11 protein-coding genes and 1 tRNA gene are annotated in these 15,411 nt (G+C 37.0%); 5 read left to right on the forward strand and 7 right to left on the reverse strand.

Going from position 1 to position 15,411, the window contains the following annotated elements; genetic code table 11:
* Positions 1 to 9: 9 nt before the first annotated feature.
* The 3 genes from gcvT to pckA are packed head-to-tail and all read right to left on the reverse strand — an operon-like array spanning position 10 to position 3,124.
* A complete protein-coding gene (gcvT, locus tag DRF59_RS19785; protein ID WP_115964259.1) occupies positions 10 to 1,107 on the reverse strand; it encodes a glycine cleavage system aminomethyltransferase GcvT in 1,098 nt (365 codons plus the stop codon).
* Positions 1,108 to 1,112: 5 nt separating this feature from the next.
* Positions 1,113 to 1,493, reverse strand: a complete 381-nt coding sequence (gcvH, locus tag DRF59_RS19790; protein WP_115964206.1) for a glycine cleavage system protein GcvH — start codon at positions 1,491 to 1,493, stop codon at positions 1,113 to 1,115.
* 32 nt (positions 1,494 to 1,525) lie between these two features.
* Positions 1,526 to 3,124 carry a phosphoenolpyruvate carboxykinase (ATP) gene (gene pckA / locus DRF59_RS19795; protein WP_115964208.1) on the reverse strand — a complete coding sequence of 533 codons (1,599 nt, stop codon included), beginning with the start codon at positions 3,122 to 3,124 and terminating at the stop codon, positions 1,526 to 1,528.
* Between the two features lie 395 nt (positions 3,125 to 3,519).
* Between pckA and DRF59_RS19800 the strand changes: the two genes are divergently transcribed.
* Positions 3,520 to 4,128, forward strand: a complete 609-nt coding sequence (locus DRF59_RS19800; protein ID WP_115964210.1) for a prealbumin-like fold domain-containing protein — start codon at positions 3,520 to 3,522, stop codon at positions 4,126 to 4,128.
* 51 nt (positions 4,129 to 4,179) lie between these two features.
* Complete coding sequence (locus DRF59_RS19805) at positions 4,180 to 4,953, forward strand: leucine-rich repeat domain-containing protein (protein ID WP_115964212.1); 774 nt, start codon at positions 4,180 to 4,182, stop codon at positions 4,951 to 4,953.
* Between the two features lie 265 nt (positions 4,954 to 5,218).
* Here the strand turns inward: DRF59_RS19805 and DRF59_RS19810 are convergent.
* From DRF59_RS19810 to DRF59_RS19825, 4 genes are all read right to left on the reverse strand, one after another.
* Positions 5,219 to 5,290, reverse strand: a tRNA-Arg gene (locus DRF59_RS19810).
* Positions 5,291 to 5,327: 37 nt separating this feature from the next.
* Positions 5,328 to 7,109, reverse strand: coding sequence for a TonB-dependent receptor (locus DRF59_RS19815; protein WP_115964214.1), 1,782 nt, complete (start codon positions 7,107 to 7,109; stop codon positions 5,328 to 5,330).
* A gap of 35 nt (positions 7,110 to 7,144) precedes the next feature.
* Complete coding sequence (locus DRF59_RS19820; RefSeq protein ID WP_115964216.1) at positions 7,145 to 7,636, reverse strand: hypothetical protein; 492 nt, start codon at positions 7,634 to 7,636, stop codon at positions 7,145 to 7,147.
* A gap of 1 nt (position 7,637) precedes the next feature.
* On the reverse strand, positions 7,638 to 10,601 hold the full coding sequence (locus DRF59_RS19825; RefSeq protein WP_115964218.1) for a tetratricopeptide repeat protein: 2,964 nt from the start codon (positions 10,599 to 10,601) through the stop codon (positions 7,638 to 7,640).
* A gap of 257 nt (positions 10,602 to 10,858) precedes the next feature.
* On the opposite strand from DRF59_RS19825, the gene DRF59_RS19830 reads away from it, so the two are divergent.
* From DRF59_RS19830 to DRF59_RS19840, 3 genes are all read left to right on the forward strand, one after another.
* Complete coding sequence (locus tag DRF59_RS19830) at positions 10,859 to 13,099, forward strand: CocE/NonD family hydrolase (protein WP_115964220.1); 2,241 nt, start codon at positions 10,859 to 10,861, stop codon at positions 13,097 to 13,099.
* Positions 13,100 to 13,203: 104 nt separating this feature from the next.
* Positions 13,204 to 14,886: an APC family permease gene (locus DRF59_RS19835; RefSeq protein ID WP_115964222.1), complete on the forward strand. Its 1,683-nt coding sequence runs from the start codon at positions 13,204 to 13,206 to the stop codon at positions 14,884 to 14,886.
* Between the two features lie 148 nt (positions 14,887 to 15,034).
* Positions 15,035 to 15,370 carry a DUF962 domain-containing protein gene (locus DRF59_RS19840; protein WP_115964224.1) on the forward strand — a complete coding sequence of 112 codons (336 nt, stop codon included), beginning with the start codon at positions 15,035 to 15,037 and terminating at the stop codon, positions 15,368 to 15,370.
* Positions 15,371 to 15,411: the final 41 nt, after the last annotated feature.

Below are 15,411 nucleotides of genomic sequence, written 5' to 3' on the forward strand. Positions count from 1 at the left end.
TTACGGGTATTATTTTTTTATAAACGGAGTTTTCACAATAACAGCTTTAACCGGCTTATTTCTAATACCAATATAAATATCCTCTCCTTCTTTAGAATTTTCTACAGAAATATATCCCATTCCTATTGCTTTATTTAGCGTAGGAGACATTGTTCCAGAGGTAACCATTCCTATGATCTGCTGTTTATTATCCCAGATTTCATAGCCATGGCGGGGAATTCCTTTTTCTACCATTTCAAAACCAACCAGTTTCTCAGTGGTACCTTTTTCTTTTTCAATTCTTAAAAATCCACTATGGATAAAATCTTTGGTAAATTTTGTTATCCAGCCTAAACCTGCTGCTAATGGCGACGTAAATTCATTAATATCATTTCCATACAGACAATACCCCATTTCCAAACGCAAAGTATCTCTTGCTGCCAGTCCAATGGGCTCAATACCTAAATCTTTTCCAGCCTCAAAAATGGTTTCCCATAAATGAGCGGCATACCTGTTCTCTACATAAATCTCGAATCCGGATTCTCCTGTATATCCCGTTGCGGAGATCAATACATTGGGAATATGGGCAAACTCCCCAATAGTAAAGGTATAACTCTCCATCTTTTTTAGGTTGATATCAGTCAGTTTCTGTAAAGCCTCCACTGATTTTGGTCCCTGGACAGCCAATAAAGAAACCGAATCGGAAATGTTAGTTACCTCTGCCCCAAAAGAATTATGCCTTATAATCCATTCCAAATCTTTTTGTATGTTAGAAGCATTAACTACCAGCAGATAATCGTTTTTGCTAATCTTATAGACCAACAAATCATCAATAATTCCACCTGTATCATTAGGCATACAGCTGTATTGCACTTTTCCCGGATAAAGCTTTGAGGCGTCATTTGAAGTGATTTTCTGAACGAGTTCCAAAGAACCTTTTCCCTGCACCGAGATCTCTCCCATATGGGAAACATCAAAAACTCCGACTCCTTTTCTTGCAATTTCATGCTCATGGGTTATTCCTTTGTACTGAACAGGCATTTCATATCCTGCATATTCAACCATTTTAGCTCCCAGAGCATGATGCATTACATTAAATGCTGTCTTCTTTAATCTTATAGTTTTCATATTGGTCATCCTGCTATTAAGGATGAATACGAATCAGCTCTTAACAATCCTTCAATATCAAAAAGATTCGCAATTTTAATTTTAATCATCCAGCCTTCTCCATAAGGATCAGTATTTACCAATTCAGGATTTGTTTCTAATTTTGGATTAATTTCTAATATTTCCCCGGCAAGTGGTAAAAAGAGGTCAGATACTGTTTTCACGGCTTCAACAGTTCCAAATACTTCATGCTGTTTCAGGTTTTCCCCCAGAGTCTCAATTTCTACATAAACAATATCTCCTAATTCATGCTGGGCAAAATCCGTAATTCCAATATATGCTATATTATTTTCTAATCTCACCCATTCATGATCTTCGGTGTACAAAAGGTTTTCAGGAATCTTCATTATTACTTTTTTATCTTCTTGCTTAATTAATTTTATTTGATTTCATTTCTAACTAATGGCCCTCCATTCAATGTTTCCAAATCAGCAAAGGCCTCAAATGATTTAAAGTTTTGCACAAACTCTTTGGCAAGGTGCAAAGCCTTTTCATCATACCAAGCCTGATCCGTCCATGTGTTTTTAGGATGTAATATTTCGGAAGGAACTCCATCACACTCTGCAGGTATTTGAAGTCCAAACACAGAATCCTGGATAAAGTCTGTTTTTTCCAGTTTCCGATCAAGCACGGCTGCTATCATCGCTCTTGTATAAGCCAGCTTTATACGGTTTCCAGTGCCATAAGATCCTCCGGACCAGCCTGTGTTGATAAGCCATACATTAATATTATTCTCCCTGAGTTTTTTACCTAAAAGTTCGGCATATTTTGTAGGATGAAGGGGTAAGAAAGGCTTTCCAAAACATGCGGAAAATGTGGTTTGTGGCTCCGTAACTCCGGCCTCAGTTCCAGCTACTTTTGCTGTATATCCTGAAATAAAGTGATACATAGCCTGTCCTACTGATAATTTTGAAATGGGAGGAAGAACTCCAAAAGCATCACAGGTTAAAAAGAAAATATTTTGAGGAATTTTACCTACGGAAGGGCGTAATGCATTATCTATAAAATCAATTGGATATGCAGCCCTTGTATTTTCTGTTACGGAAACATTATCGTAATCAACAATAAAAGTCCCATCAAAAAAACGTACATTTTCAAGCAGTGTTCCAAATCTGATGGCTGAAAATATCTGTGGTTCTTTCTCCTCACTTAAATTTACGCATTTCGCATAGCAGCCTCCCTCAAAGTTGAAAACACTTTCATTATCCCACCCATGCTCATCATCCCCAATTAATTTTCTGGAAGGATCTGCAGAAAGAGTAGTTTTACCCGTCCCGGAAAGACCAAAAAATACTGAGGTATCACCGTCAGCTCCAACATTAGCTGAACAGTGCATGGAAAGCACATTTTTTTTAAATGGTAAAATGTAATTCAATACAGTAAAAATTCCTTTTTTAATTTCGCCGGTATAGGCGCTTCCTCCGATAAGTATAATTTTCTTTGTGAAGTTGATAATTGTAAAATTATGCCGGCGGGTTTTATGAATTTCCGGAATGGCTTTAAACTCAGGTGCACAAAGTATCAGCCATTCATGTTCAAAAGCTGCCAATTCATGTTTTGCAGGTCTTAAAAAAAGATTATTAACAAATAAGTTTGCCCATGGAGTTTCAGTAACAACTTTCAGATTCAGTCTATATTCCTGCTTTGCACAAGCATAAGCATCTCTTACGTAAATATCCCTGCCTGAAAGATGAGTAGTAACATCCATATATAGTCTTTCAAAATCTTCCGGCATAAAAGGATGATTAACCTCGCCCCACCAAACAGAATCTTTGGTTTCATAATCCATGACAATATATTTGTCCTTTGGTGAACGGCCTGTAAATTCACCTGTATCACACGCCAGAGCTCCTGAACTTGTAATAACTCCCTGACTTTTTCTCAAGGTTTGGGAAATCAGCTGAGGTTCAGATAAATTCCAATATACTTCTTTATCTGGTATGATTCCAATGTTCTTTAGTGATTCTAAATATTCCATAACTTCAATATCCCAACAAAAGTAGTTGAATTACAGGGATGCAGAAATGATAGAGATCTTTTCTAAACTTGATTTAAGTCAAATTTATACTGTTTTAAAATTGTTTTTAAAAAGCCTCTGTTGAATGGTGAGAATGACTAATGTCATTCTAAGAAAATCCGGTCTTTATTAATTAGCAGACATACATCTAAATCGGGATATCTGAAACCATATTGAGGTTTCGGAGAAAAGTTTCCACAAGTACAATTTTCAAACACCTTGTAAGGCTTGCTTATTTAAGAGAACAAAAAATGAATGCTGCATATTCTGATATTTCCTACCTGACTTGTATATTTTTTTTGTAAACAACTATATTTCAGACTTTTTATCTATTTTTGGACTAAAATAAATATACCATGAATAAGCATGTTAAATCTTTTGTTTTCAGCATAATCTTTCTGGTACCTTATCTTTCGGTAAGAGCTCAGAAAACACCTGAATTCATCCCGCCTGCCGTAGCTTTTAATAAAGAGGAAGCGTACAAAATGCTTGACGAAGGCAATAACAGCATCCGGGGAAACATCTCACTTAAAAAAAGAGGTTATGTCAATTATCCGGGATTCTCGGATATGGTCCTGCTTTATCCTGCAACACCATATTTTCAGGAGTATATTGAACTTAAAAAGAAATACAACAGCAAAAAGAAACAGGCCGGACTGACAAGGGAAGCTGCAATGGCACGCATCGAAACAAAAACTATAGATGACAAAGGCAATTTTCAGTTTACCAATATAAAACCCGGAAAGTACTATATCGTAAGCTGGATTAAATGGGAAAAAGTTACCCGTAACGAGGTGCAATCCGGACCGGTTACAGCCAATCGTAATATGCTCGGGATACAGATGGGCGGAGGTTATTTTCCCACCAAAACACAATATGAATCCCAAGCTTATGAAAATGAGGTAGGTGCCTATATTGAAGTCTCTGCAAACAATCCCGTAACCACCGTAACCATTGCCCAGTAGCATTGATTAAGCAGATACTGTCTTACTGAAAATTATTAATAAAATACGACAATGAAATCAATCTATATCAACTTTATCAAGCTGTTGGTTTTGTGCAGTACAATCAGTGTTAACGCCCAGACCCTAACTTTTCCTGACCCAAATTTCAAGGCTGCATTGATTGCCCTGGGACTTGATACCAACAATGACGGAAATATTCAGAAATCCGAGGTAGCCAATGTCAAGAAGCTGGATGTTGGCAATTATGGTATCACTTCAGTAGTAGGTATAAAACACTTTACAAATCTTGAAAACTTTCTATTTTACGATAATAAGATTAACGTGGTTGATCTTGAAGGCATGCGTAATTTAAAGTATATCTATGGTATTGATGGTACAACCACACAGCTCAAAGTAAAAGGCTGTATTAATCTGGAAGAGATCATTATGGATAACAACCAATTATCTTCACTTGATCTGACCGGACTTACAGTCCTTAGCGATATACGGGCCAGCAGGAATAATCTGAAACGGATCGACCTCAGGAATAAACCTAAATTGTGGATGGTACAGCTGTTTCGCAATGAGATCAGTGATTTCAAAATCGGCCCTGCGCCGGAGCTCAAACACCTTTACCTATACAAAAACTTAATTTCGGAAATTGATCTGAGGCCATTTACCCAGCTTGTGGAGGCCGATCTGGACGGCAACCCATTAACAAAAGTATATGTAACCGGTCTGAACAAGCTTGAAAAGCTAAACCTGGAACCCCCGTTTAATACCCCTTCCGCAATCAAGCAATTAAACACCAGCGGACTTGTAAGCCTGAAAGAATATAAATGGTAGATAACTGGTATAAATATATCAGATAATATCGCTGTGTTTGTTTCAGATATATATTAAATGAATGAAGCTGCAGCACAGAGGCAGATCATACTCTACTCACAACGGACACAGAAACTAAACAATCTATTCAATTTTAGTTAAAAAATTGAATTTGATGAAATATATTTCAACACAATGCTGAATTCAGCCTTCTCCTATATAACACATCAACAATGGTCTACAAATAAAACGGACAAAGCATTAAAAAATGCTTTGTCCGTCTAAGTGACCGCAGAGGGATTCGAACCCCCACTGTCGGAGCCGAAATCCGAAGTTCTATCCATTAAACTATGCAGCCTTATTTTTGAGTCATCAGATTAGATCTGCTGCGCTCATTAGAAAGTAATTTTCACTCCTCCCAGAATCTGTGCACCCAGGACTTTATATCCTTTGTACGTCTGGTATTTTGAGCTTAGAAGATTATTTCCGAGTGCAAAAATACTGAAATTTTTGTGAATTTTATACTCTGCAGAAAGATTTAAATCAGCATAACCGCCAACTTTATCATCTGTATTTTCTAAAGAGCGGAAAATCATCCCGTTAGGAGCCTGAGCATCTGCAACACCTTCGATAGAAAAAGAGTTTGTGGTTCTGTCACTCGCAAAAATTCCTTTGAAACCCAGTAATAATTTCTTATCCAGCATCGTATATTTCGCTCCTATGCTTGCATTGAACAAAGGAACATTATAAATATTTTCGTAATTCTTCAGATTATACTTTGTAAAACGCAGTTCGCCATCTAAAACAAGGTTTTCCAACGGGAAATACTGTATACTCCCTTTGATATCACTTACATTTCCATCGTCATAAACTGCAGAGAATGTATTCGCAAAATCATAAGCAGAACGGTTCATGCTGTATACATCATCAAAAATACTGTTGGCCTTAAAGAACATAATGTCTCTCATCTTTCCATATCCGGCTGAGAAATCATACTTGAATGTTTCATCAATATCCCCTCTCAGACCTACATAAAAATGATATTTGGTTTCTGTAGGCTTCAGGTACTGATCAGATAAAAGAAACGGGTTTTCCTGCAAAAGATCACCATAGGTATTCAGTTTAAGACCTCCGTCTACCCCGCCATAAAATTTAAACTCTTTAGCTGCGGCAAACTGGAATTCTGCCTGCGGGAACCAATAGGTTTTATTGCTCTTTAGTTTTTCAGCCATCAGATCATTTGAATTTTTGGCATTCAGGAAAGAGAATGAAGATCCCAGCATTAAATATGAATCCCCTTTTCTGAAGGTTACCTTAGGAGCTAAATTCGTATTAAAGAAGTTCGCAGAGTTCTTGTCTCTGATTGCAAAATCTGTTTTTACAGCTTCTAATCCTACTCCAAGATCAGCATTCAGGTTAATTCCGGATCCTCCCAGCTCTACAGCATGTTTTGAGAAGTTAGCTAAAATGGAAACCTGGTTTTCCTGTGCATCAAAATGGTCTTTCAGGAAAGTTGATTTCACCCGAACATCATTTAAGATTTCATTGGAATAAAAATCATAGTACCCGTTTACCTTAAACTGATTCACGTTTTGTTTCAGGTCAACATCAGCAGCAGGCTGTAAAGCATAAATACCATAATAATTGTAGTTATTCAGCCCGTATTCAGCATTCACATTGAATTTTCCTTTATCTCCGTAAGAATTAAGGAAAGCCCCGAAAGTGGCTGAAGTCTGCTTTGATTTCCAGTCGTAATCTTTTTTAAGACCACTGGTAGAAAGCACATGTACATCACCTCCTACTTCAATTTTATTTTCAAGGGTTTTGGAAACATTTCCATCCAGCAAGATTTTACCATAATTTCCCATTCCGAACTGTAAATAGTTATTCTGGGCTGTCCCGTCAAATTTTGGGGTCACATCTTCTCCCTGGATCGTTGAAGTTTTAAAGTCCGAAACCGCAGGAACATCCGTAATGGTATATCTTACAGGAGTTTGGGATTTCTCTTCCGGCGGATAATTTTTAATGGTTTCCACAGAAGTTTTCTTCTTCTCGATCTTCTTCACTTCCGGCTCTCTCTTTTTATTAAGAACCAGTTTTTCCTCCTTGATCTGGGAAAACGCCACCGACGAAACCCCTAAAAATAATATGGATAATAATTGAATTTTTCTGTTCATATTTTCTTTATTTGAAAAAAATATATAACGGGCTTTTATTTATTGGAAGCAATATAACTGCCTAATAAAGCTTTCCCCGACTGTTTTGAAAAAGTTCTCCCCAGTCTGAATATATTAAACAGCCAAAGGCTTTGATAAACTTGTAATTTGTATTGATAATTTTTTGTTGTACTGCTCTCAGCTACATCATAACTGTAAGAAATATTATACGAAAATCCCGAAGGCAGTAATCCGACGGTCAGCATACTTCCAATCATTGGGTTTCCACAAGGAGGAGTAAGAGTCTGCATCGGATGCAGAGTAATCTTAGCTGCATGGGTACTGTCTTCTACAATTTCATAAATATCAGAATGTTTTAAAATCTCAAATTCTTTATTAAGATCCTTGTTCACTACAAAAGCCTTTTGTTTTTTGAAGTCAGCTTTTGCATGGTTATACTCTTTGGGATAGGCACTATACGAAGGAATGCAGCTCCAGAGAGAAGCAGAAATTAAAAAGGAATATATAGCAATTTTAAAAACTTTCATCCTATTTCTTAATCTGTTTTTTAACTTCTTTAGCTTCTGCTACAATTTCAGGGAAATCCTTATAATTCGCAATGATCTGATCACATGTATAACTTGCCTGATAGTTATCTTTCAGGCCGATATAGTTTTTCGCCATCAATATCAAGGCTTTTGCTCCCCAGAATTCTTCCGAAGCATAGTTATTGGCCAGCTTAAAGATCGTTTCATTGGAAGACTTGAAAGCTTTTGCTTTGTTCTGATAATATGCTTTTGCATACAATGCTTCTGCAGCTACTGAAGTGTTGGATGATTTTTCCAGAGCAGTATAGGCAGACTGTGCATCTTTATCCTTTCCTGAATTCATCAGACTTCTGGCCTTAATCACTTTCGCCGTTTCAATAACTGCTGCTGAGTTTTTAGAGTTGGCAATCACGGCATTGGCTAATTTTTCAGCTTCAGAGAAATTCTTTTCTTCTGCATATAGTTTCATCAGCTCTACATTCGCATAGTTTTTAATGCTGATATTGGAAGAGTTCCTAATGCTTTCAAGGTACTTTTTAGCTTCTGCAGTATTCCCCTGTGCAATGAAGATCTGAGCTAAACGGGTTTGTGCATCATCCTGGTAATCATTCTGAATTCCAGCAACTTCCTGCAACACAAGTAAAGCTTTTGTTGAATTATTGGTCTGATAGTAGCTTTCCCCTAATTCGTACTTCGCCTGGTACAATCCTTCACCCGTTGGATTTTGTGTCAGATACTTTTCATAATAAGAAATAGCATTTTTATAATCCTTCTGAGCAAAGTATTGTTTCCCTGTAGATAGATTGATCTCATCAATTTCTGCAGCATCCACATTCACCCCTATATTTCTTGCGAAGGCCTCATACCCGGAAACATCCCCGCTTTTTGTGAAGACAGGTTTTGCAGCCTGAACGATTTTCTGGGCGTATGCGGTATTTTTATACTGTTCACCCAAAGATTTCAGTTCAGAAAGTGCTTTATCATTCTGGTTCTGATCAATATAATTCTGTGCCCTGTAAATAGAAGCATTGGCAATCAGATCTTTATCAGAAGAGCCTTTAATCACTTTTCCGAAATAATCATTGGAATTCACAAAATCATCCTGAGCAGCATAAGCTGCTCCTATTTCATACTGGGCATCATCATAATATTCAGAATCCGGATATTTTGATAAAAGGTTTTTTAAATTATTGATTTTCGCCTGAGTATCTCCTTTAAATCCTAAAGCCATTGCTTTCTGATATAAAGTATAGTCCATGGCATCTTCATTTTTATCATAGATGGCTATGGCCTCGTTCAGGTCATTATTGGCATAATGAATATCCGCAAGACGAAGTTCCGCATCATTTTTAAATTCCGGTTTAGGATTGGCAAGATATTGTTTAAAGTAAGCGGCTGCCTGATCAAACTTTTTGGATTTAAAATAAGCATATCCCAGATCATATGGTAACTGCTGTTTTTCCGGAAAGTTTTCGTTTAAAAGTTTTTCATAACGAACAATGGCAGATGGATAATTTCCTTTCTGATAATATACCTGTGCCAGCCAGTATAGAGCCCTGCTGTTAAATTCTTTATTAATATTAAATCCAAGGCTTCTTAAAAAGTACTTCTCTGCCTCGTCATAATTTCCTTTATTGAACTCTTCTGTTCCTAATAAATAAGAAACTTCCTGATCTACTTTGTCAATTTCAGGAGTGGAACTCTGCAATCTGTCAATAGCATTCAGGGTTTCTTTATAGTTTCCTGAGTACAGGTATGATTTCACCAATAAAGATCTCATTTCCGGGCTATTGGCATCGTTCTGATTCTCATTAATATAACTTTGGATTACTGCGGAAGGGCTTTCAAACGGGTTTCCTATATCATAACTTAATTTGGCATACTGCTCATGGGCCAGCTTTTTCACCTTAGCATCATAATCCATCTGGTAAGAAGAACGGAATGCAGAAAGAGCCTCCTGTTTTTTATCCACTGCCAGATAAGCATTTCCTAACTGGTAATAAGCATTTTGGGCCAATGCAGAATTGCTGTTGATAAGCTGGTTATAATATGAAACCGCCTCATCATATTTCTTCAGCTGAGCCGCTACAAATCCCATTTCATACAGATCATTCTCAGACGGGTTCTGCTGCACGTTCAGATAATCTTTCAGATGCGGATAAGCAGCAGTATAATCATTTTTCATGAAATAACTTTCTCCAATGATCTTATGAACTTCAGCTTTATAAGAATCCGAAATATTTTCATTTAATAAGGCATTTCCTTCCGTAATGGCCTGATCATAGTTTTTATCATTATAGTACATCTGTACATAATAAGGCCTTACCAGCTTTGAGAATTTTTCCTGATCCTTTATAGAGTCAAAGTACTGAAATGCTTTATCACTTTGCCTGTTACTGTAGTATAAATGCCCAAGCATATAAGCAATATCTCCTTTTTGGGATTCATCAGCCGTTTTATAAGCTTCTTCCAGAGCATCTGTTGCCCCTTTGGAATCTCCGGTCATGAATTTTGCATATCCAAGCTTCAGAATATACTGTGTATTTTCCTCTTTCGAAAGCTGATACTGGTTTACTTTTTTAAGAGTCTCCAGCGCTTTATCAAAATCTTTTTTTGCTAAGTAATAATCCGCAAGAGGAAGATTAGCCTGTGCAAAATAAGCAGAATTTGGATATTCTTTCATGAAAGCTGTTAATCCATCTTCAGCATGATTTTTCTGGAGGATTACACCAATCACATTGTCAAAAAACTGAGCCGCTTCCTTTTTTGAACGTGACAGATTCTGATTATAGAAATACTGCCTTGCATATTCATATTGGGAAGCGTTGTATATTTTGGTCTGATAAAGATTTTCAGCTAGATTGAACCTGTAATTTTCTTTCTGTGTAAAATATTGGGACTGTTGAGCATCGGAGATTCCGAAATAAATGACCGCAGCCGCTAAAAGTATTTTTTTTGATTTCATTCTTCTTGATATAAGAAAATTAGTCTAAATAAGTTAACGAAAATATTAAAAACTTATTGTTTAAGCAAGTTTTAACAGATTTAATAGTATTAAACAGCAAATTAACAACAATGAAAATTTTCTCACTATTCAATGATAAAATTTACTACTTTCGTCTGATAAAATGTAAACAATTTTAATAAACAGTTATCAAAAACCTATTTTAATTTGATACCTTTTCAACAGCAGCTAAAAACATACCATAAATACACCTAAACATGAAATTTAAGATACTTTTAGCATTAATTTTTGTCAATTTAATGCAGGCCCAGAAATTTTACTTTCCGAAAACAGCTGTAACTGATTCTGTTATACTGGAAAAACAGATGCCAGAACTGGCCAGGCAGGTGATCCCACACCTTCAATCTACTAAGTACAGACCGGAAAATACCGTTGATCTTATGGACAATCTTTTCCGTTTACAAATGGTTGCTCAGGATTATAAAAACTCACTTGCTTCTCTTTCTGAAAACCGTAATCTGTTTGCCGATCATAATATGGGAGGATATCGGTTTATGGGATTCGAATTGTACAATCTGGCTAAACAGGTACAAACAAATAAGAATGTTTCGTTTTCCAACGCATTACAGGAAGTATTCAATCAAAAATATGATAACCTTCCTGAACGGTTAATCCCCAGGCTCGGACTTTCTCTCGACGGAGATGTAAAAGACTCCAAAAAACAGCTGAAAAAAGCACTGGACAAGCAAAAGGATAAAGACAGCATCGATTACAGAACCGCCCTGGCCCTCTGCAAAACCTATCTGAACTATAAGGCCTACTCAAGTATCAAACCCCAGGTAATGCAGCTGCTGACCTCTAAAGACAAGGAAAGGTTCATTACTGAAACACGGGATCTTAAGATAAAAAGCGGGAATACCTTAACAATTACCATTGTCAGAAAAAAAGAAAACACTTCCCCTCTTCCCGTTATTCTTACCAGTAATATCTATGCAGGATCATTTGATCATTTCTTTGGAAAAAGAGCAGCTACATATAATTATGTGGGAGCTGTGGTCAACACCCGGGGTAAAAGAAACAGTAATGATGTGAACAATCCTTTTGAACATGAATCAGAAGATCTGTATGAAGTAATAGACTGGGTAAGCAAACAGCCGTGGAGCAACGGAAAAGTGGGCATGATCGGGGGAAGTTATCTGGGCTTTAGTCAGTGGGCAGCTGTCAAGAAGCTGCATCCTGCTTTAAAAACCATTGTACCGCAGGTTGCTGTAGGTATTGGGATTGATTATCCTGCACAAAATAATATTTTTATGAGCTATATGCTGCAATGGATACAATATGTTACCAACAATAAACTCACCGATGAAGCAGATTTTGCCAATGCTGTAAAATGGGATTCTATTTATACAAAATGGTATAAAAGCGGGAAATCATTCAGGTCTTTAGATACAATAAGCGGAAAGCCCAGCAAAATATTCCAGCGATGGCTGGATCATCCGGGATATGACCGGTACTGGCAAAAAATGGTTCCTTATAAAGAAGATTTTTCAAAAATAAATATTCCGATCCTGACGACAACAGGATATTATGATGATGATCAGATAGGGGCACTGTATTATTTTAAAGAACATCATAAATACAATAAAAATGCAGAACATTATCTGGTGATAGGGCCCTATAATCATGGAGGTGCACAAAACTTCGGTTTTACCTATGTGAATGGCAACCCTATTGATCCGGCAGCCAGAATAAGCATTGACGAGCTTGCTTTTTCCTGGTTTGATTATATTCTTAAAGGGGGTAAAAAACCGGAAATTTTAAAAGACAGGATCAATTTTCAGGTCATGAATACGAATACATGGAAACATGTTGCTGATCTTGGCAAAATGCACAATTCTTCTTTGAAATTTTACCTTCAGGACAAAAAAAATACTTCTTCAGTATTCAGAAAGCCAGAAAGCCAGAGCTTCACGAAGCAAACCGTTGATTTAAAAAACAGGGATCAGAAAGACACCTATTATAAAGTCAGCAAAAAAGACAGTATAAAAACAACGTATTCTGTTGTTTTTGAAAGTGAAATACTTGACAAAGATATAATCATCAGCGGGAATCTGTCAGGAGTTTTTAATGTTTCAATTAATAAGAAAGATTTTGATACCGATACTTATCTGTACCAGATTTCTCCGGATGGAAAATCCTATTTGCTATCTACTCATATTGTGAGAGCCAGCTATTCAAAGGACAATGAAAGACGACAACTTCTTGAACCAAATAAAGTGGAACAGATTCCAATTAACAATTCCTATTTTATGAGTAAAAAAATTGAAAAGGGAAGCAAATTACTCTTATTGGTTGGTGTTAATAAGAACCCTAACTGGCAGATTAACTACGGATCAGGTAAGGATGTAAGTGATGAAACCCTGAAAGATGCCGGTGAACCTTTGGAAATAAAATGGTACAATGACAGTTATGTGGAAATACCGGTCTATAAAGACTAGAAGCTTTCGATCCTTTATTTTTATCTAAATGTTCTTAACGACTGTTAACATCAAAATAAAAAATCATTACATTTGCTTTTTTTCAAATCAAATATAGTTATTGAATGAGTCAACTTTTTAGAAGAAAAATCTATTCAGATACAGATACTTCAACAGGACTTTTAAGGGTCTTAGGTGTATGGGACATCGTATTTTTTGGTATTGCGGCTATTATAGGAGCTGGAAGTTTCAGCAGTTTGGGAGAAGCCGTTTTCAGAGGTGGTCCCGGTGTTATCCTTCTATATTTGATTTGTGGTTTTGCCTGTGGGTTTACCGCTCTATGTTATGCTGAATTTGCCAGCAGAATTCCTACCGCCGGGTCTGCCTATACTTACGCTTATGCAAGTTTTGGGGAATTAATTGCCTGGATCATCGGTTGGGCTTTGATCATGGAATATTCTTTCGGAAATATTTATGTAGCCTTTTCCTGGTCGGATTATTTCACCAGTTTTTTAGGCCGTCTCGGAATGCATATCCCTGATTACCTGACCTGCAGCTATACCGAAGCCAGAAAGGCTTTTCAGTATGGTTCAGAAAATAAAGAATTATTAAATGCATGGAAAACAGCGCCGTTAATCGGAAGTTTGAAGTTTATTGTAGATATTCCCGCATTGGTTATCAATGGATTGATCACATGGCTTTGCTATGTAGGAGTTAAAGAAAGTAAAAATTTCAACAACTCTCTGGTGATCCTTAAACTCGGAGTGATAGTACTGGTAATCCTTGTCGGATTTGCTTACATCAATACGGATAACTGGACACCGGTAAGCCCTGCCACAGGAACACCATCCTTTATGCCTAACGGATTTGCAGGAGTAATGAGTGCGGTATCAGGTGTATTCTTTGCCTATATCGGGTTTGATGCCTTAAGTGTTCTTTCCGAAGAAACCAAAGATCCGCAAAAAACACTTCCAAAAGGAATGATCATTTCACTTGTTTTATGTACAGTGATTTATATTGCACTGACATTGGTATTAACGGGAATGGTTGATTATAAAAAGTTTGATGGTGTAGGGGACCCTCTTTCATTTATATTTGAGAAAACCAACGCCAATGTAGCATGGATGGAACTTGTAGTTTCTTTTGTTGCCATTGTTGCCATCACCACAGTATTACTGGTTTTTCAGATGGGGCAGCCAAGAATCTGGTATGCAATGAGCCGTGACGGGCTGATGCCTCAGCGGTTTCAGAAAATACATCCCAAATACAAAACACCTTCCTATGCAACCATTATTACCGGAGTTGTAGTAGGAATTCCCATTCTGTTTACTGACAAAACATTCATCCTTGACTTTACCAGTATAGGAACCATCTTTGCTTTCGTACTGGTGTGTGCAGGCGTGCTGGTTCTTCCGGCCAAAGAAAAAATTAAAGGCAGATTCCACCTTCCTTATGTGAACGGTAAAATTATCTTCCCTGTGGTTTTCATTGGTGGGCTGATTGCATTTTACTACTGGCAGCCGGAATTTTTTCATAACCTGACAGACTGGTCAGATCCTTCAGAGGGGGAATTCAGAGCTTCCATTTTCTTTTTCATTCTGATCAATCTTATCCTTTGTATTCTGGCTTTTGTTAAAAATCTTTCATTAATTCCATTGGTTGGTTTAAGCTCCTGCCTGTACCTGCTTACAGGGATGAGTCATGATAACTGGTTCTGGTTCGGGCTTTGGTTTCTGATCGGAATGGTTATTTACTTCTGCTATGGTTACAGAAACAGCAAACTGGGGAAAGAGCTAAAGAGCAAGTAAACTGAAAAATTATAACAAAAGGGCAAAACAGCTAAAGGCAAACATACAGGTTTCTTTTTTTCTGTTTTGTCCTTTTTCTTTTCTTCTTTTCTACAAAACCGGCAGAATTATTGCTGTTATCTTACAGAAACACCAAACTAATGCTGCCATGTCTGAGAGAATAAAAACATACAGAGAATTTTATCAGTTCTATCTTACCGAGCACCGTAAAACCGGAACCCGCATTTTTCATTTCATCGGAACATTACTTGTATTTGTCGTGATAGGTTATGTCATCAGTTCCGGAAAAGAAAGGTTCCTATGGTATATTCCTATTGTCGGATATGGTTTTGCCTGGTTCAGTCATGCTGTTATTGAAAGAAACAGACCTGCTACATTCAAATATCCTTTATGGTCTTTAATTTCGGATTTCAGATTATTTTTTGAGCTGCTGACTGGTAAACAAAAGTTTATTATGCCTGATGGAAAACCACAGAATCAGTAAGAATATTTTGCTTTAGACCTGTTATGTCCGGCGTGAAATCC

This window comes from Chryseobacterium flavum, from assembly GCF_003385595.1.
GTDB classification, from domain to species: domain Bacteria; phylum Bacteroidota; class Bacteroidia; order Flavobacteriales; family Weeksellaceae; genus Chryseobacterium; species Chryseobacterium flavum.